The 17,794-nt window shown below is 68.7% G+C and carries 16 protein-coding genes; 9 read left to right on the forward strand and 7 right to left on the reverse strand.

Annotation, left to right across the window (positions count from 1 at the left end; all coding sequences use genetic code 11):
* The first annotated feature begins 40 nt into the window (after nucleotides 1-40).
* From QZM35_RS21425 to QZM35_RS21435, 3 genes are all read left to right on the forward strand, one after another.
* Nucleotides 41-961, forward strand: coding sequence for a biotin--[acetyl-CoA-carboxylase] ligase (locus QZM35_RS21425; RefSeq protein ID WP_301776738.1), 921 nt, complete (start codon nucleotides 41-43; stop codon nucleotides 959-961).
* Nucleotides 958-1,758 carry a type III pantothenate kinase gene (locus tag QZM35_RS21430; RefSeq protein ID WP_089426431.1) on the forward strand — a complete coding sequence of 267 codons (801 nt, stop codon included), beginning with the start codon at nucleotides 958-960 and terminating at the stop codon, nucleotides 1,756-1,758. The genes QZM35_RS21425 and QZM35_RS21430 overlap by 4 nt, the downstream gene beginning before the upstream one ends.
* 206 nt (nucleotides 1,759-1,964) lie before the next feature.
* Nucleotides 1,965-2,207: a hypothetical protein gene (locus QZM35_RS21435; RefSeq protein WP_089426666.1), complete on the forward strand. Its 243-nt coding sequence runs from the start codon at nucleotides 1,965-1,967 to the stop codon at nucleotides 2,205-2,207.
* Nucleotides 2,208-2,223: 16 nt separating this feature from the next.
* On the opposite strand, the gene rfaE2 is transcribed toward QZM35_RS21435, so the two are convergent.
* The 6 genes from rfaE2 to QZM35_RS21465 all read right to left on the reverse strand — a co-directional run bounded on the left by rfaE2 (nucleotide 2,224) and on the right by QZM35_RS21465 (nucleotide 8,265).
* Entirely contained in the window at nucleotides 2,224-2,709 is a 486-nt protein-coding gene (gene rfaE2 / locus QZM35_RS21440) for a D-glycero-beta-D-manno-heptose 1-phosphate adenylyltransferase (RefSeq protein WP_089426432.1), read from the reverse strand.
* Between the two features lie 150 nt (nucleotides 2,710-2,859).
* Entirely contained in the window at nucleotides 2,860-3,738 is an 879-nt protein-coding gene (locus tag QZM35_RS21445) for a diiron oxygenase (RefSeq protein WP_011353352.1), read from the reverse strand.
* A gap of 468 nt (nucleotides 3,739-4,206) precedes the next feature.
* A complete protein-coding gene (locus QZM35_RS21450) occupies nucleotides 4,207-5,433 on the reverse strand; it encodes a patatin-like phospholipase family protein (protein WP_089431737.1) in 1,227 nt (408 codons plus the stop codon).
* A gap of 24 nt (nucleotides 5,434-5,457) precedes the next feature.
* Nucleotides 5,458-6,219, reverse strand: coding sequence for a PhaM family polyhydroxyalkanoate granule multifunctional regulatory protein (locus QZM35_RS21455; protein ID WP_301776739.1), 762 nt, complete (start codon nucleotides 6,217-6,219; stop codon nucleotides 5,458-5,460).
* 88 nt (nucleotides 6,220-6,307) lie between these two features.
* Nucleotides 6,308-7,135 (reverse strand): enoyl-CoA hydratase/isomerase family protein, encoded by an 828-nt coding sequence (locus QZM35_RS21460; protein WP_039346345.1) that lies wholly within the window; start codon nucleotides 7,133-7,135, stop codon nucleotides 6,308-6,310.
* Between the two features lie 137 nt (nucleotides 7,136-7,272).
* Nucleotides 7,273-8,265 carry a fumarylacetoacetate hydrolase family protein gene (locus QZM35_RS21465; RefSeq protein ID WP_039346348.1) on the reverse strand — a complete coding sequence of 331 codons (993 nt, stop codon included), beginning with the start codon at nucleotides 8,263-8,265 and terminating at the stop codon, nucleotides 7,273-7,275.
* 167 nt (nucleotides 8,266-8,432) lie between these two features.
* On the opposite strand from QZM35_RS21465, the gene QZM35_RS21470 reads away from it, so the two are divergent.
* The 5 genes from QZM35_RS21470 (at nucleotide 8,433) to metH (ending at nucleotide 15,256) form a co-directional block, all read left to right on the forward strand.
* Complete coding sequence (locus QZM35_RS21470) at nucleotides 8,433-9,299, forward strand: IclR family transcriptional regulator (RefSeq protein WP_301776740.1); 867 nt, start codon at nucleotides 8,433-8,435, stop codon at nucleotides 9,297-9,299.
* Between the two features lie 126 nt (nucleotides 9,300-9,425).
* Nucleotides 9,426-10,715, forward strand: coding sequence for a DUF3108 domain-containing protein (locus tag QZM35_RS21475; protein WP_301776741.1), 1,290 nt, complete (start codon nucleotides 9,426-9,428; stop codon nucleotides 10,713-10,715).
* Between the two features lie 254 nt (nucleotides 10,716-10,969).
* The gene (locus QZM35_RS21480) at nucleotides 10,970-11,227 is read left to right on the forward strand and encodes a DUF3567 domain-containing protein (RefSeq protein WP_006477667.1); all 258 of its coding nucleotides are present in this window, start codon (nucleotides 10,970-10,972) and stop codon (nucleotides 11,225-11,227) included.
* Nucleotides 11,228-11,428: 201 nt separating this feature from the next.
* Nucleotides 11,429-12,496: a homocysteine S-methyltransferase family protein gene (locus QZM35_RS21485; protein WP_089426438.1), complete on the forward strand. Its 1,068-nt coding sequence runs from the start codon at nucleotides 11,429-11,431 to the stop codon at nucleotides 12,494-12,496.
* A gap of 42 nt (nucleotides 12,497-12,538) precedes the next feature.
* Nucleotides 12,539-15,256 carry a methionine synthase gene (gene metH / locus QZM35_RS21490; RefSeq protein ID WP_179255071.1) on the forward strand — a complete coding sequence of 906 codons (2,718 nt, stop codon included), beginning with the start codon at nucleotides 12,539-12,541 and terminating at the stop codon, nucleotides 15,254-15,256.
* A gap of 115 nt (nucleotides 15,257-15,371) precedes the next feature.
* On the opposite strand, the gene QZM35_RS21495 is transcribed toward metH, so the two are convergent.
* A complete protein-coding gene (locus QZM35_RS21495; RefSeq protein ID WP_089426439.1) occupies nucleotides 15,372-15,695 on the reverse strand; it encodes a DUF1840 domain-containing protein in 324 nt (107 codons plus the stop codon).
* A gap of 200 nt (nucleotides 15,696-15,895) precedes the next feature.
* Here QZM35_RS21495 and argS point away from each other — a divergent pair, with 200 nt between their 5' ends.
* Complete coding sequence (gene argS / locus QZM35_RS21500; RefSeq protein WP_089426440.1) at nucleotides 15,896-17,677, forward strand: arginine--tRNA ligase; 1,782 nt, start codon at nucleotides 15,896-15,898, stop codon at nucleotides 17,675-17,677.
* The last annotated feature ends 117 nt before the right edge of the window (nucleotides 17,678-17,794 follow it).

Raw genomic sequence — 17,794 nt, forward strand, 5'->3', positions numbered from 1 at the left:
CCGACGCGCGCCAGCGCCCCCTGTCGCTACAATAGGCGCCATGAACGCCCCCACCTCCTCCGACACGCCCGATTCCGGCGACGCGCACATCGCGCGCAACCGGCTCGAGGCGCACCTGGACGCCGCGCCGCGTGCGTGGCCGCTCGACATCGTCGCCGCCACCGGCTCGACCAACGCCGACGTCGCCACCCGGCTCAAGGCGCTGCCGCGCAATGCGAACGCGCTGCCCGCGCCGCTCGTGCGCGTCGCGTTCGAGCAGACGGCCGGCCGCGGCCGGCAGGGCCGCCCGTGGTTCGCGCAGCCCGGCAATGCGCTGCTGTGCTCGGTCGGCTGCATCGTGCCGCGTCCCGTCGAAGCACTCGGCGGCCTCAGCATCGCGATCGGCGTCGCGCTCGCCGAAGGGCTGGCCACACTGCCGCTCGACGCCCATACGCGCGTCGCGCTCAAATGGCCGAACGACCTGCTGCTGACCGCCACCGACGACGGCACGCCGCGCATCGTCGGCAAGCTCGCCGGGATCCTGATCGAAACCGCGTGGACCAGCGCCGACGCCACCGCCGTCGTGATCGGCTTCGGCATCAACGTGCGCGGCGCGGAAGCCGTCGCCGCGCAGGTCGACGCGCTGCGCGCGCGCGAAGCGACGCTCGCGAGCGGGCTGCCGCCCGCCGCGCTGTCGATCGCGTGCGCATCGGCCAACCTCACCGACACGCTCGCCGCGTCGCTGAACGCACTCACGCCCGCGCTCGCGCAGTTCGGCGCCGAAGGGCTCGCGCCGTTCCTGCCGCGCTGGCACGCGCTGCACGCGTACGCGGGGCGCGAAGTCGTGCTGCTCGAACAGGGCGTCGAACGCGTGCGCGGCACCGCGACGGGCATCGACGCGACCGGCCAGCTGCTGCTCGACACGCCTGACGGCATGCAGGCAATCGCCGCCGGCGACGTGTCGCTGCGCGAAGCGCAATGAACGAGCCGCACCTGCTGATCGACGCCGGCAACAGCCGGATCAAGTGGGCGCTCGCCGATGCGCAGCGCACGCTCGTCGAGACGGGCGCGTTCGGCCACACACGCGACGGCGGCGCCGATCCCGACTGGTCGGCCCTGCCGCGTCCGCGCGGTGCGTGGATCTCGAACGTCGCGGGCGCCGACGTGGCCGCCCGGCTCGACGCGCTGCTCGATGCATGCTGGCCAGGCCTGCCGCGCACGACGATACGCGCGCGTCAGACGCAATGCGGCGTGACGAACGGCTATACGACGCCCGACCAGCTCGGCAGCGACCGCTGGGCCGGACTGATCGGCGCGCACGCGGCGTTTCCGGGCGAGCACCTGCTGATCGCGACGTTCGGCACCGCGACGACGCTCGAGGCGCTGCGCGCGGACGGCCGCTTCACGGGCGGGCTGATCGCACCGGGCTGGGCGCTGATGATGCGCGCGCTCGGCACGCACACCGCGCAGTTGCCGACGCTGACCACCGACATCGCGAGCGGCCTGCTCGCCGGCGCACCGGCCGAACCGTTCCAGGTCGATACGCCGCGCTCGCTGTCGGCCGGCTGCCTGTATGCGCAGGCCGGGCTGATCGAACGCGCGTGGCGCGATCTCGCGGATGCCTGGCAAGCGCCCGTTCGGCTCGTGCTGGCCGGCGGCGCGGCGGACGACGTCGCGCGTGCGCTGACGCTTCCGCATACGCGGCACGATGCGCTGATCCTGTCCGGGCTCGCGCTGATTGCCGCGGAAACGGCAACCGCCACGCCGGCGCAGGCGTGACGGAAAAGCGCCGGCATCGCGCCGGCGCACGGCAACGCGAGCCCGTGCGGGCCTGCGTCACGATGACGGTGAAGAACGGGCGGCGCCATGCTGGCCGCCCGCGCGCACGGTCAACGGCAGGAATGAGAAGGAATGAAATCGCCGGCGATGCGGCCGGCCCGATTGAATGACGTGAACCACGTCAATGACGACGAGGAGTGTCGACGATGCTGCGCTGGCTGATCGCTGTTCTCTTTCTCGCCAACATGCTCGCGTTCGTGGTGGCGCGCGGCGTGTTCGGGCCGCTGCCGGCGGCCGGCCCGCGCGAACCCGGCGTGCTGGCGCGACAGGTGCGGCCCGATGCGCTGCGCGTGACGCCGCTCGCACGGGCCACCGACCAGCCCGTCATCGGCGGCCCGATCGCGCCGCCGTCCGTCACGGCCGAGCCGCTCGCGGCGTCCGCGCCCTGACGGCGCCGGGCCGCGCTCAGGACTGCTGGGCGCGCACCTTCTTCAGCAACGCGGTGGTCGAGCGATCGTGCTCGAACGGAATCGCCAACGCCCGGCCACCCCAGCCACGCACCAGCGCCGATTCCGGCAACGCATCCATGTCGTAGTCGCCGCCCTTCACGAGGATGTCCGGCCGGACCGCCTCGATCAGCGACACCGGCGTCTTTTCCTCGAACGTCACGACCCAGTCGACGCTTTCCAGCGCCGCGAGCAGCGCCGCGCGGTCTTCCTGGCGATTGATCGGCCGGTCGTCGCCCTTGCCGAGCATGCGTACCGATGCATCGCTGTTCACGCCGACGATCAGGCATGCGCCGAGCGCCTTCGCGTCGGCAAGATAGGTGACGTGGCCGCGATGCAGGATGTCGAATACGCCGTTGGTGAACACGACGGGCGACGGCAGCGACGCGCGCAGGGCGACGAGGGCATCACGGGTGATCAGCTTGCGTTCGAAGGTGGCGGACATGATGGAAGTCGGACGGAATGAGCCACGGCGCACGCGGCGGTGGCGCCAGATAAAAAGCCCGCCGGACTGACCGGGCGGGCTTCATGCAACGGGTACGACATCGCGCAACGCGGCCGGCGCGATGCACGCCGGCTGCGGCGCCAACCGGCCTCAGGCCGGCTGCGCGGCCGACGACGGGCCGCTTTCGGCCTGCAGGCGGCCGGTAACTTCCTTGCGGTAGCGGTTCAGCTCCTGCGCGGTCGCGAACGTGCGCTCGAACAGGATCGACAGGTTGTGCAGGATCCGCTCGACCACTTTCTTTTCCCACTCGCCGTCGAAGCGGATCTGCTCGTCGAGCCAGCGCTCGAGCCATTCCGGATCGGGCAGGCGCGACTGCACGGTGTCGCGCGGGAACAGCGCCTGGTTCACGTGCAGGTTGGTCGGGTGCAGCGGCTTCTCGGTGCGACGCGCCGACGCCATCAGCACGCCGATCTTCGCGAATGCCGCACGCGCGACGTCGCCGCAGTTGTTCAGCGCCTTCTTCATGTAGCGCAGGTACGCGCCGCCGTGGCGCGCTTCATCGCGCGAGATCGTTTCGTAGATCTGCTTGATGACCGGCTCGGTGTGCCAGTCGGCCGCGCAACGATACCAGTGGTTCAGGCGGATCTCGCCGCAGAAGTGCAGCATCAGCGTCTCGAGCGGCGGCGCCGGGTCGAACTGGAAGCGCACCGCGTGCAGTTCCTCTTCGGTCGGCACCATTTCCGGCTTGAAGCGGCGCAGGTATTCCATCAGCACGAGCGAATGCTTCTGCTCTTCGAAGAACCACACGCTCATGAACGCGGAAAAGTCGCTGTCGTGCTGGTTGTCGCGCAGGAACATTTCCGTCGCGGGCAGCGCCGACCATTCGGTGATCGCGTTCATCTTGATCGTCTTCGCCTGCTCGTCGGTGAGCAGCGACGCGTCGAACTTGTCCCACGGAATGTCCTTCTCCATGTCCCAGCGGACGGCTTCGAGCGATCGGTAAAGTTCCGGATAAAGCATCGTGTTCATGATGGTCCCACCCCTGTTCTGCGCAATGCGACTTCTCTAAACGTGACTGTTGCCGCGCAAGCGCGCCCGAGCGCGCCTTTTGCAGCCAAGACTCTAATTTTACGCGGGAAACCGGCCAGCCGGACGGTGATTCCTCGTCCGGCAGCCGGGCGGCCGCGCCGCCGCCGTTGCGGCATGCCGCAGCCACGCTCCGCGAACGGAACCGGCTGCACGCTTGCCTGAGTGGGGGGCCGGCGCTGGCCGGCTCGTTGGCGCGCCCGTCCCCTGCCCCAGGCGGGTTCCCCGAAAGGTCCCGTGCGGATGCCGGATCGGCGGGCTGCTCGATATGGTGTATACGGCGGCGGCCATGATATCACGCGTGCATGACGGTTCCGAGACGCCTGCCCGGTCGTGCGCCGCCAATCGCGGTGCGGCGATCGGTCGCGGCCGACCGTCGCGAAAACGCAACCTTACATTCTCCCGCAAGCATCAGACCCGTATTTCTCCGGTCGCGAGGCCGTCTTCCGGCGGCATGCCGGCGGCCGGCGCGCTGCCGCCGTCCGCTCGCGCGATCCAGCCGGCCAGCGTGTCGCGCTGCGCACGCCCGTCGCGGTAGCCGAGCTCGATCAGTTCGCGCGTAAACGCCTCCTCGAACAGCAGGTAGCTCGCAAACGACGCGCCGGCCGGCTGGCTGCCGCCGATCGCGCCGAGCAGCCCGCGCATCGTCGCCGGCATCTGCTTCAGGTGCTTCGCGGCGATCAGCTCGATGCGCTCGGACGGCGCGATCGCGAGCACGTCGACGTGCCGCCAGCCGCTGTCCATCTCGACCTGGTGCGGCAGGTGCTCGATCATCCGGTTGATGTGCTCGATACGCTCGATGTCCGAGCCGATCGAGTCGAGGAACACGCTCGCGAGCACCTGCTGGCCGATCTGCGCGGGCGTCGGGTAGCCGCGTACCAGCCCGGCGCCGTTCGCGGCCGGAATCTCGGGCCGCGGGTCGGCCGCGCCGATCACGACGATCCGGTCCGCGCCGAAGTGGATCGCCGGCGACAGCGGCGCGATCTGCCGGATCGAGCCGTCGCCGAAGTATTCGATCTGCCCGTCGAGCACGAGCGGCACGGCCGGGAACACGAACGGAATCGCCGACGACGCGAGCAGGTGCGACGCCGACAGGTCGACCAGCCGCGCGGTGCGCTGCGCGCGCCGCCACGCCTGGATCGGCTGGGCGGCCTGGTAGAACGTGAGGTGCCGCCCGCTCGAATAGCTGAGCGCCGTCACCGCGAGCGCATGCAGCAGGCGCGCCTCGAGCATCTGCTCGATCCGGTGGAAACTCAGCTCGCGCTGCAGCAGGTGCGCGAGCGGCGCGTTGTCGAGCAACCCGCGCGGCGAACGGCGGGCCGCCCAGCCGAAGGTCATCGTCGCCAGCCAGCGTGCGCCGGCGCCCGCGATGCCGAGCCAGTCGGTGCGATACACGTAGTCGGCGCGCAACGGCTCCCAGAATTCGAGCAGGCGCCGCACGCCGTGGGAAAAATCGTCCGCGTGGCTCGCGATCGACGTCGCGTTGATCGCGCCGGCCGACGAGCCGCACACGACCGCGAACGGCAGCGTGTGCCGCAGCGGATCGGCCTCGCGCGCGATCTCGGCCAGCGCTTTCAGCACGCCGACCTGATAGGCGGCACGTGCACCGCCTCCCATCAGAACGAGCGCGAGCCGCATGATCGACCTGCTACCTGCGCCGCGTCACGTCGAGCGCTTCGGCGGACGGGTTTCGGGCGACGATGCGGCGGCCGCGCGCGCCGCGGCCGAACCGGCCACACCGGCTGATTTCGCGCGCTTCGCGGCAGGCTTGCGCGGCGCGGCGGCGGCCGGTGCCGGCTTCGCGGCCGGCTCCGGCGCAGCGGCCGCGTCCGGCGGCGCATCGCCCGGCGCGGCGGGCTGCATGCCCGGCTGCGCCATCGCAAGGCTCGCGAGCTGGTTGAACTGCGACTGCAGCAGGCTCCACCAGCCCGACGGGTCGAAGGCTTGCTGCGCGGCGTCGCCCGACGCTGCCGCCGACGCGTCGGCATCCGGTGCCGGCGGTGTATCGCTCGACGCCCCCGACGCGTGTTTCGCCGCATGCGCGGCTGCGACGGCCGCTTCCTCGGCCGCCGACATCGAGCTCTGCGCGAACGCGCCGAATGCACGCAGCGTCGCGAGCGTCGCGCGCTGCACCTCGAGCGCCTGGATCGCGGACTGCAGCATCCCGAGATTGAGCTTCAGCCACTGCTCGACCGCGCGCAGATCGGTGATCCGCTTGTCGAGCTCCTCGACGCTCGTGAGCGGCGCCATCATGTCGGACATGCTCGACAGCGACGGCGGCAGTCCTTGCGTGGCGCCCGGGAACGACGTCATCCCGCCGAACGGCGACATCCGCATCATGTCCCACATCCGGTCCATCATGTCGGCGGGCTTGAAGCCGGCAAAGCCGGCGAAAGGGTTGGAGCCGGAGGCATCGGTCGTCATACGGGCATCCTGGTTGACTGGGTGAGAGCGAGGCGGCCGCCATGCGTCGCGCGTGCCGCGCCTGGATCGATCATAGCGCCAGCGCGTGTCAGAACGGCGCGTCGCCGGGAAACTCGGGCGGGCGCCGCTCGCGCAGCGAGCGAATGCCTTCCTGCACGTCGGGCCCCGAAAAACCCATGAATTCGAGCGCCAGCGACGTGTCGAAGGTCGGCCCGGCCGTGCGCAGCCAGTTGTTCAATGCGTACTTGGTCCAGCGGATCGCCGACTGCGAACCGTGCGCGAGCCGCTCGGCCACTTCGTAGGCCTTCGGCAGCAGGTCGGCCGGCTCGACCGCGAGCGAGACCAGCCCGATCCGCTCGGCCTCCTCGCCGCTCACCGGCTCGCACAGCATCAGGTAGTACTTCGCCTTCGCCATCCCGCACAGCAGCGGCCACACGATCGCCGCATGGTCGCCGGCCGCGACGCCGAGCCGCGTGTGGCCGTCGATGATGCGCGCATCCTTCGCGGCGATCGAGATGTCGGCGAGCAGCCCGGCGACGAGCCCCGCGCCGACGGCCGGGCCATGCATCGCCGACACGATCGGCTTGCTGCAGTTGATCACGTTATAGACGAGGTCGCGCGCCTCGCGCCACACGCGGGCGCGCACGTCGAAGTCGTTCGCCATGTCCTCGACGAGCGCGAGGTCGCCGCCCGCCGAGAAGCCCTTGCCTTCGCCGCGGATCACCGCGACGCGCGTGTCGGGATCGCGGTCGACGTCGCGCCAGATGTCGGCGAGCTCGCGATGCATGCGTGCGTTCGCGGTCGCGAGGCCGCTGCGGTTCGCGCCCTCGCCGCTCATCACGATGTCGAGCACGCCATGGTCGCGGCGCGTCACCTTCAGTGCTTCGTAACCGCCGTACGCGGCGAGATCGGCCATGCGCTGCTCCTTGCTCGAGGCTCTCGCGCCCCTGAATCGAGTGTAGCCAAGCCCGCGCGGGCAAACATCAGGCGAAACCCGGCGCGCGGGCCGGGCCCGGGTTTCGCGAAAGCGGAACGCTGCGTGCGCCGCGTGACTTACGCCGCGCCGTCGGGCGGCGCGACCGACTGCTCGATCGCGCCGAAGATCGACTTGCCGGCCGTGTCGAACATCTCGATGCGCACGGTGTCGCCGTAGCGCATGAATTCCGTCTGCGGCGCGCCGTGCTCGATCGTCTCGAGACAGCGCTTCTCGGCGATGCAGCAGTAGCCGCGCTTCGCGTCCTTGTTCGACACGGTGCCCGAGCCGACGATCGAGCCGGCGCGCAGGTTGCGCGTCTTCGCCGCATGCGCAATCAGCTGGCCGAAGTGGAACACCATGTCGGTGCCGGCATCGGGCTGGCCGACCTTCTTGCCGTTCCAGTGGACGATCATCGGCCGGTGCACGCGGCCTTCGCGCCATTCGTCGCCGAGCTCGTCGGGCGTCACGGCGACCGGCGCGAACGCGGTGGCCGGCTTGCTCTGGAAGAAGCCGAAGCCCTTCGCGAGCTCGGCCGGAATCAGGTTGCGCAGCGACACGTCGTTCACCAGCGTGACGAGCCGCACGGCCTTCAGCGCTTCGTCGGGCGTCGCGCTCATCCGCACGTCGCCGGTGATCACCGCGACTTCCGCCTCGAAATCGATGCCCCATTCCTCGGACGGGCACACGACGTCGTCGCGGGCCCCGAGAAAATCGTCGCTGCCGCCCTGGTACATCAGCGGGTCGGTCCAGAATTCGGGCGGCATCTCCGCGCCGCGCGCGCGGCGCACGAGCTCGACGTGGTTCACGTACGCGGAGCCGTCGGCCCACTGGAACGCGCGCGGCAGCGGCGCCATGCAGTTGGCCGGATCGAACGCGAACGCATTGCGCGCGCGGCCGTGGTTCAGTGCGTCGTACAGGTCGCGCAGCTGCGGCGCGTAGAACGCCCAGTCGTCGAGGACGCGCTGCAGCGTCGGCGCGATCGCGTCGGCGATCGCCGCGGTGTGCAGGTCGCGCGACACGACGATCAGCTGGCCGTCGCGCGTGCCGTCCTTCAGCGAAGCAAGTTTCATAAGGGGACTCTGGCGTTGTAGTGACGATGGAGGGAATCTATTTTACGATGGTGAATCCCTGCGGCGCGCTGCGATCGTGCGTGCCGTTTTCGCCCCGATTTTTCGGCCCGGTTTTTCAGCCCGGTTTTTCAGCCCGCTTCCTGCCGCTTTTCGCGCCCCTGCCGCCCATGCCCCCCAGCCCGCTTCCCGACGACGATCTCGCCGACTCCGACACCGACGACGCCGCTTCCGGCGAACACGGCGAGAAGGTCCGTTCCGGCATCCAGTCGATCGAGGTCGGCTTCCGCCTGCTCGACGTGCTGACGAGCGAGCCGCGCGCGATGATGCTGCGCGACCTCGCGCAGCGCGCGGGCATGAGTCCTGCGAAGGCGCACCGCTACCTGGTCAGCTTCTCGCGGCTCGGCGTGGTGTCGCAGGATCCCGTCTCCGGCCGCTACGAACTCGGCGGCTTCGCGCTGCAGATGGGGCTCGCGCGGCTCGCACGCGTCGACGGCGTGAAGCTCGCACGGATCGCGCTGACCGAATTCCGCGACCGGCTCGACCAGACGGTCGGCATCGCCGTGTGGGGCAACCAGGGCCCGACGATCGTGCACTGGATGGAATCGAGCCACCCGGCGAAGGCGTCGCTGAAGCTCGGCGACGTGATGCCGCTGCTCGGCTCCGCGACGGGGCTGCTGTTCGCCGCGTACCTGCCGCGCAGCAAGACCGCCGCGATGCTCGAGCGCGAACTCGCCGATACGCGCCGCTCGCCGCACCACGGCGGCCCGCGCACGCTCGACGAGGTCGACGCGGTGCTCGCCGACGTGCGCCGGCACGAGGCCGCGCGCGTCGAGGGGATGCTGCTGCCGACGATCCATGCGTTCTGCATGCCCGTGTTCGATGCGGTCGGCGAACTCGCGCTCGCGATCGTCGCGCTCGGCCAGGAAGGCTCGTTCGACATTGCATGGGGCGGCGAGATCGACACCGCGCTGCGCACCTGCGCGCAGAAACTGTCTTACGAACTCGGCTATAGTCCCGACGCGCGCGACGCCTGACGCATCCGGTAACTGCCCCCGGCACCTGCCCGTCAAGCAGCGCGAACGTGCGGCGCATTCGACAGTCCGATTCCTGTGGCGCGCGCCGCGCGCCCGAGCTCACGCGAACGCCCCGATCCTGTCCCGATGCCCATGCAGCCTGCCGACACCCGCCCGAGTCACGCGTTGCCCCGCCACTGGCTGCGCGTGGGCATTGCGCTCGTCATCGTGCTGGTGCTGCACGCGCTCGCCGCGTTCTGGCTGATGCGCAACCGCGACGCGTTCACGCCGCCCGCGCCCGCCGAAGTCCCCATTCAGATCGAGCTGCTGAAACCGCAACCGATCGAGCGCCAACCCGCGCCGCCTGCGCCGAAGCCGGTCGAGCAGCCGGCCGCACCTGCGCCGGCGCCCCCGAAGGCCGCCGCACCGAAACCCGCGCCTGAGCCGGTCCTCACGTCGACGCAAACGGCCGAGCACGGCGAGCCGCCGGCCGCCGCGTCCGCCGCGAGTGGTGCGCCTGCCGCATCGGGCGCGCATGCCGCGTCGGCTGCCGGCGCCGCCAGCGCCGCCAGCACCGCGACTCCGGGCCCCGCGACGAACGGCGTGAAGTTCAACGCGCCGCCGTCCGGCGACCTGCAGTACGACACGTTCTACAACGGCATGCAGAACATGATCGGCACGATCCACTGGCGCACCGACGGGCACACCTACGACCTGTCGGTGTCGATGCCCGTGCCGTTCGTCGGCCCGTTCACCTACCGCAGCGAAGGCCGCATCGACGCGTTCGGCGTCGCGCCCGAGCGCTACGTCGAGAAGCGCGGCAAGCGGCCGGAGGACATCGCGATCTTCAACCGCGAGATCCGGCAGGTCGTGTTCACGCGCACGCCGAACAACGCGCCGCTGCCCGACGGCGTGCAGGACCGCTTCAGCATGCTGATGCAGCTGTCGGGGCTCGTGCGCGGCAATCCGTCCGCGTACAAGCCGGGCGTCACGCAGCAGTTCTTCGTGATCGACAACAACAGCGGCGAGACCTGGCCGATCGCCGTGATCGGCGACGAGCAGGTGCAGACGCAGGCCGGCATCATCGGCGCGCGGCACTTCATGCGCCTGCCGCGGCGCGACGGCGATACGCGCCGCATCGACATGTGGCTCGCACCGTCGCTCGGCTGGCTGCCCGCGCGGCTCGTGCAGACCGAACCGAACGGCGCGCAGATCGATCTGTTGTGGCATGGCCGGCTCGCGGCGCCGGGCGTACCGTCCGACGAAGCACCCGCAGGCGGCGCAACGCATGCGCCCGCCGGTGCGCCGACGCCCGACGCATCAACCGCTCCCGCCGCGGAACCGGCACAACCCGCGCCGCCGGCCACCGTGCAACCGCCGGCACAACCGGCTGCGCCGCCCGCGCCCTCGCCTGTCACATCGCCTGTCACACAGTGAACTCGCGCGCACACGCACGCGATTCGGCAATTTCGACCGATTACAGATTTCCGTGAAATGGCCGATGACACTCTTTAACAACTATTTCAGTCCACCGGCAGACAATGGGAAACGTTTCATAGACATCGGCTTCTAACCGATACACCCCATGCAGACGGGAACGGGGTGTGCAGCGCAAGCCCCTTGAAACCGGCAAGGCTCGCCCCACCTAGGGGACAACAAGGCCAGATGCCACTGCGAAGAGGAGTGCCGCCATGCAAATGATCTACAACAGCCCCAACTACTGCGTCGTCGAATTCGCGCCGCAGGCCGGTCACCACCTGATGAATGCCGGCGGATATGAAATCGTCGACAAGAACGCGCAGCGCGAAATCTTCATCGACGGCGAACTTGCCGAACGATTCCGCGCGCACGTGAAGCAGTTGATCGAGGATGAGCCGTCGCTCGATGAAGTCGACGAATTCCTCGGACAATTCGACAGCCTGATGATGATGCCCGTCGTGCTGCACTGACGACCCGCGGCCCGGCGCCTCGTGCGGCCGGGCCATTCGCCGCGCATCGACGCGGCGCCGCGAGCACTCCGATCCTGCCCCCGCCCGGTTCGCCGGCGGGGGTTTTCATTTGGCGGCCCGGCCGGCGCGGCGCAAGGCCGGGCGGCGCCCATGCGCACCGGCTACAATGACGGTTTTCCCGTCTTCGCCGGTCTTTCGCCCATGTCTGCGACTCCTCTCGCCGCTTCCGTCCCGCTCGACGCGTCCTATACGCGCGGCGCCGCTCTGCCTGCGCTGCTCAAATCGCGCATCCTGATCCTCGACGGCGCGATGGGCACGATGATCCAGCGCTACAAGCTCGACGAAGCCGCGTATCGCGGCGAGCGCTTCAAGGATTTCCCGCGCGACATCAAGGGCAACAACGAGCTGCTGTCGATCACGCAGCCGCAGATCATCCGCGAGATCCACGACCAGTACTTCGCGGCCGGCGCGGACATCGTCGAGACCAACACGTTCGGCGCGACGACCGTCGCGCAGTCCGACTACGAGATGGAAGATCTCGTCGTCGAGATGAACATCGAATCGGCGAAGCTCGCGCGCGAAGCGGCCGAGAAATACGCGACGCCGGACAAGCCGCGCTTCGTCGCGGGCGCGATCGGGCCGACGCCGAAGACGGCCAGCATCTCGCCGGACGTCAACGACCCGGGCGCACGCAACGTCACGTTCGACGAGCTGCGCGCATCGTACTACCAGCAGGCGAAGGCGCTGCTCGACGGCGGCGTCGACCTGTTCCTCGTCGAGACGATCTTCGACACGCTGAACGCGAAGGCCGCGCTGTTCGCGCTCGACGAGCTGTTCGAGGACACCGGCGAGCGCCTGCCGATCATGATCTCGGGCACCGTCACCGATGCGTCGGGCCGGATCCTGTCGGGCCAGACGGTCGAGGCGTTCTGGAATTCGCTGCGCCATGCGAAGCCGCTCACGTTCGGCCTGAACTGCGCGCTCGGCGCGGCGCTGATGCGCCCGTACATCGCCGAGCTCGCGAAGCTGTGCGACACGTACGTGTCGTGCTATCCGAACGCGGGCCTGCCGAACCCGATGGCCGAGACGGGCTTCGACGAGACGCCGGACGTCACGTCGGGCCTCCTGAAGGAATTCGCGCAAGCCGGGCTCGTGAACCTCGCGGGCGGCTGCTGCGGCACGACGCCCGAACACATCGCCGAGATCGCGAAGGCGCTCGCCGACGTGAAGCCGCGCCGCTGGCCGAACCAGTACAGCGACAACGCCTGACCCGACCGCCCCCCGTCCTTCATCACCAGAATTCGCACCGCCATGACCGATCACATGATGCGCCTCGCCGGCCTCGAGCCGTTCAACGTCACGCCCGGAACGCTCTTCATCAACGTCGGTGAGCGCACCAACGTCACCGGCTCGAAGGCGTTCGCACGCATGATCCTCAACGGCCAGTTCGACGAGGCGCTCGCGGTCGCGCGCCAGCAGGTCGAGAACGGCGCGCAGGTGATCGACATCAACATGGACGAGGCGATGCTCGATTCGAAGGCGGCGATGGTGCGCTTCCTGAACCTGATCGCGTCGGAGCCGGACATCGCGCGCGTGCCGATCATGATCGACTCGTCGAAGTGGGACGTGATCGAGGCGGGCCTGAAGTGCGTGCAGGGCAAGGCGATCGTGAACTCGATCTCGCTGAAGGAAGGAGAGGACGCGTTCCGCCACCACGCGCACCTGATCCGCCGCTACGGCGCGGCGGCCGTCGTGATGGCGTTCGACGAAACCGGCCAGGCCGATACGTTCGCGCGCAAGACCGAGATCTGCAAGCGCTCGTACGACTTCCTCGTGAACGAAGTCGGCTTCCCGCCGGAAGACATCATCTTCGACCCGAACATCTTCGCGGTCGCGACCGGCATCGAGGAGCACAACAACTACGCGGTCGACTTCATCGAAGCGACCCGCTGGATCAAGCAGAACCTGCCGTACGCAAAGGTGAGCGGCGGCGTGTCGAACGTGTCGTTCTCGTTCCGCGGCAACGACCCGGTGCGCGAGGCGATCCACACCGTGTTCCTGTATCACGCGATCCAGGCCGGGATGGACATGGGCATCGTCAACGCGGGCCAGCTCGGCGTGTACGCCGACCTCGACCCGGAGCTGCGCGAGCGCGTCGAGGACGTGATCCTGAACCGCCGCGACGATTCGACCGACCGCCTGCTCGAGATCGCCGACAAGTTCAAGGCCGGGGGCGCGAAGAAGGAAGAGAACCTCGAGTGGCGCAACCAGCCGGTCGAGAAGCGGCTCTCGCATGCGCTGGTGCACGGCATCACGAACTTCATCGTCGAGGATACCGAAGAAGTGCGCGCGAAGATCGCCGCGGCCGGCGGCCGCCCGATCAACGTGATCGAAGGGCCGCTGATGGACGGGATGAACATCGTCGGCGACCTGTTCGGCCAGGGCAAGATGTTCCTGCCGCAGGTCGTGAAGTCGGCGCGCGTGATGAAGCAGGCGGTTGCGCACCTGATCCCGTTCATCGAGGAAGAAAAGCGCCTGCTCGCGGAAGCGGGCGGCGACGTGCGCGCGAAGGGCAAGATCGTCATCGCGACCGTGAAGGGCGACGTGCACGACATCGGCAAGAACATCGTGTCGGTCGTGCTCCAGTGCAACAACTTCGAAGTCGTCAACATGGGCGTGATGGTCCCGTGCAACGAGATCCTCGCGAAGGCAAAGGTCGAGGGCGCGGACATCATCGGGCTGTCGGGCCTCATCACGCCGAGCCTCGAGGAAATGGCGTACGTCGCGTCCGAAATGCAGCGCGACGACTACTTCCGCGTGAAGAAGATCCCGCTGCTGATCGGCGGCGCGACGACCTCGCGCGTGCACACGGCCGTGAAGATCGCGCCGCACTACGAAGGCCCGGTGGTGTACGTGCCGGACGCGTCGCGCTCGGTGTCGGTCGCCTCCAGCCTGCTGTCCGACGAAGGCGCGACGAAGTACCTCGACGAGCTGAAGTCCGACTACGAACGCATCCGCGACCAGCACGCGAACCGCAAGGCACAGCCGATGGTCACGCTCGCCGAGGCGCGCGCGAACAAGACCAAGGTCGACTGGGCGGGCTACCAGCCGGTGAAGCCGAAGTTCATCGGCCGCCGCGTGTTCAAGAACTACGACCTGAACGAGCTCGCGCAGTACATCGACTGGGGCCCGTTCTTCCAGACCTGGGATCTCGCGGGTCCGTACCCGGCGATCCTGAACGACGAGATCGTCGGCGAATCGGCGCGGCGCGTGTTCTCCGACGCGAAATCGATGCTCGCGCGCCTGATCCAGGGCCGCTGGCTGACCGCGAGCGGCGTGATCTCGCTGCTGCCGGCGAATAGCGTCAACGACGACGACATCGAGATCTACAGCGACGAGTCGCGCTCGGAAGTGCTGCTTACCTGGCGCAACCTGCGCCAGCAGAGCGTGCGCCCGGTGGTCGACGGCGTGATGCGGCCGAACCGCTCGCTCGCCGACTTCATCGCACCGAAGGAATCGGGCGTCGCCGACTACATCGGGATGTTCGCGGTGACGGCCGGCCTCGGCGTCGATGCGAAGGAAAAGCAGTTCGAAGCCGACCACGACGACTACAGCGCGATCATGCTGAAGGCACTCGCCGACCGCTTCGCGGAAGCCTTCGCAGAAGCGATGCACGCGCGCGTGCGGCGCGAGCTGTGGGGCTACGCGAGCGGCGAGACGCTCGACAACGATGCGCTGATCGCGGAAAAGTACGCGGGCATCCGCCCGGCACCGGGCTACCCGGCCTGCCCCGACCACCTGGTGAAGCGCGACATGTTCGACGTGCTGCGCGCGGACGAGATCGGCATGAGCGTGACCGACTCGCTGGCGATGCTGCCGGCCGCGAGCGTGTCGGGCTTCTATCTCGCGCATCCGGACAGCACGTATTTCTCGGTCGGCAAAATCGGCCAGGATCAGCTCGAGGACTACGCGCAGCGCATGGCGCTGTCGCTCGACGACGCGCGCCGCGCGCTCGCGCCGCAGCTCTGATCGGCCCTTCGACGGGCGCGCCGCTGCCCGCTATCATCAGACAAAAGAAAAAGCCCGCTCGGACGCGGGCTTTTTTCTGCCTTTCGATCCTTTCAGACCGGCCGGGCAAGCAGGCTCAGAAGCCCCAGTGCACGTCGGCTTCGCCGGCTTTCGCTTCGCGCAGCATCGTGAGGAAGGGCGCAACGCGCTGGGCCAGGCTCGCCGGCACTTCGTGGTGCGCGTGATCGGCTTCGTCCTCATGGAAATGGCCGGCGTGCTCGGCGCGTTCCTGCTTCGCCTGCGCTACCGCCCCTTCCAGCTTGGCGATCGCGTGGTCCAGCTCGTCGTGCGTAATCACACCGCGCTCGCCCAGCTGCTTGCCGACGAGACCCAGCACATACACGGCGAAATCCTTCAGCACGTCGAGATCCTGTGCCGCCTTGCTCTTGAACGTAATCATGACAATTCCCTTTTCATCTTGTTGTGCCTGCGCGGCGCGGTTGGGGAACGCCGGCAGACCGGCGTCCGGCCTCGCGGACGCGGGCCGCCTGAGCGGCATATTAGCACCTGTTAAAATTCTGCGATCCCTGAAACGCGCGCTTAAAAAGCGCGCCGGCGGGCCGGCGTTTCCGGCCGCCACCAACGAAGCCTTCTACCAGCATGCTGCCAGCACACAAACAGACCCTCGAAGCCCTGCTCGCGGATAGCGTCAAGCAGGTCGCACACGCGCTGAAAGGCGCCGACGCCGCGTCCGTCGCCCCCGTCATCACGCTGGAGCGCCCGAAGGTCGCCGCGCACGGCGATGTCGCGTGCAACGTCGCGATGCAGCTCGCGAAGCCGCTCGGCACGAACCCGCGCCAGCTCGCCGAGCAGATCGTCGCCGCCCTCACCGCCCAGCCGGGCGCGCAAGGCCTCGTCGAAGCCGCCGAGATCGCCGGCCCCGGCTTCATCAACCTGCGCCTGTCGGCCGCCGCGAAGCAGGCCGTGATCGCCGCCGTGTTCGACCAGGGCCGCGCGTTCGGCACGTCGGATCGCGAGAAAGGCAAGCAGGTGCTGCTCGAATTCGTGTCGGCGAACCCGACCGGCCCGCTGCACGTCGGCCACGGCCGCCAGGCCGCGCTCGGCGACGTGCTCGCAAACGTGATCGCGAGCCAGGGCTACGCCGTGCACCGCGAGTTCTACTACAACGACGCAGGCGTGCAGATCGGCAACCTCGCGATCTCGACGCAGGCACGCGCACGCGGCCTGAAGCCGGGCGACGCGGGCTGGCCGGAAGCCGCGTACAACGGCGAATACATCGCCGACATCGCACGCGACTTCCTGAACGGCGAAACGGTCGCCGCGTCGGACGGCGAGCCGGTCAAGGGCACGGGCGACGTCGAGGATCTCGACGCGATCCGCAAGTTCGCGGTCACGTACCTGCGTCGCGAGCAGGACATGGATCTGCAGGCATTCGGCGTGAAGTTCGACCAGTACTACCTCGAGTCGTCGCTGTACAGCGAAGGCCGTGTCGAGAAGACGGTCGACGCGCTGATCAAGGCCGGCATGACCTACGAGCAGGACGGCGCGCTGTGGCTGCGCACGACCGACGAAGGCGACGACAAGGATCGCGTGATGCGCAAGTCGGACGGCACGTACACGTACTTCGTGCCGGACGTCGCGTACCACGTGACGAAGTGGGAGCGCGGCTTCACGAAGGTGATCAACATCCAGGGTTCGGACCACCACGGCACGATCGCGCGCGTGCGCGCCGGCCTGCAGGGCCTGCACATCGGGATCCCGAAGGGCTACCCCGACTACGTGCTGCACAAGATGGTCACCGTGATGCGCGACGGCCAGGAAGTGAAGATCTCGAAGCGCGCGGGCAGCTACGTGACGGTGCGCGACCTGATCGAATGGTCGGGCGGCGCGGCGGCGGGCCAGGAAGCGGCGCCGGACCTGATCGACGAAGCGACCATCACGCGCGGCCGTGACGCGGTGCGGTTCTTCCTGATCTCGCGCAAGGCCGATACCGAGTTCGTGTTCGACATCGACCTCGCGCTGAAACAGAACGACGAAAACCCGGTCTATTACGTCCAGTACGCGCACGCGCGGATCTGCTCGGTGCTCAACGAGCTGAAGTCGCGCTACAACGTCGACGTCGCGCAGCTGCCGGGCGCCGACCTGTCGCAGCTGACGAGCACGCAAGCGGCGTCGCTGATGCAGAAGCTGGCCGAGTACCCGGACATGCTCACGCACGCGGCCAACGAACTGGCGCCGCACGCCGTTGCGTTCTACCTGCGCGATCTCGCTGGCGAATTCCACTCGTTCTACAATGCGGAGCGCGTGCTGGTCGACGACGAAGCGCCGCGCAATGCGCGCGCCGCACTCCTCGCCGCGACCCGGCAGGTGCTCGAGAATGGTCTGGCGGTGCTCGGCGTGTCCGCGCCCGCCAAGATGTAACGTAGCAAGCGGCCCGAACCGGGCGCGAATGGCTGCGGCTGGAGCGCCCGCCGTCGGGTGCCCGCCGCCGGGTGCCCGTCGCAGCCTTTTCACGATTCTTTTTGCAGGTGACTCAAG

Source organism: Burkholderia sp. AU45274 (assembly GCF_030482505.1).
Classification (GTDB): domain Bacteria; phylum Pseudomonadota; class Gammaproteobacteria; order Burkholderiales; family Burkholderiaceae; genus Burkholderia.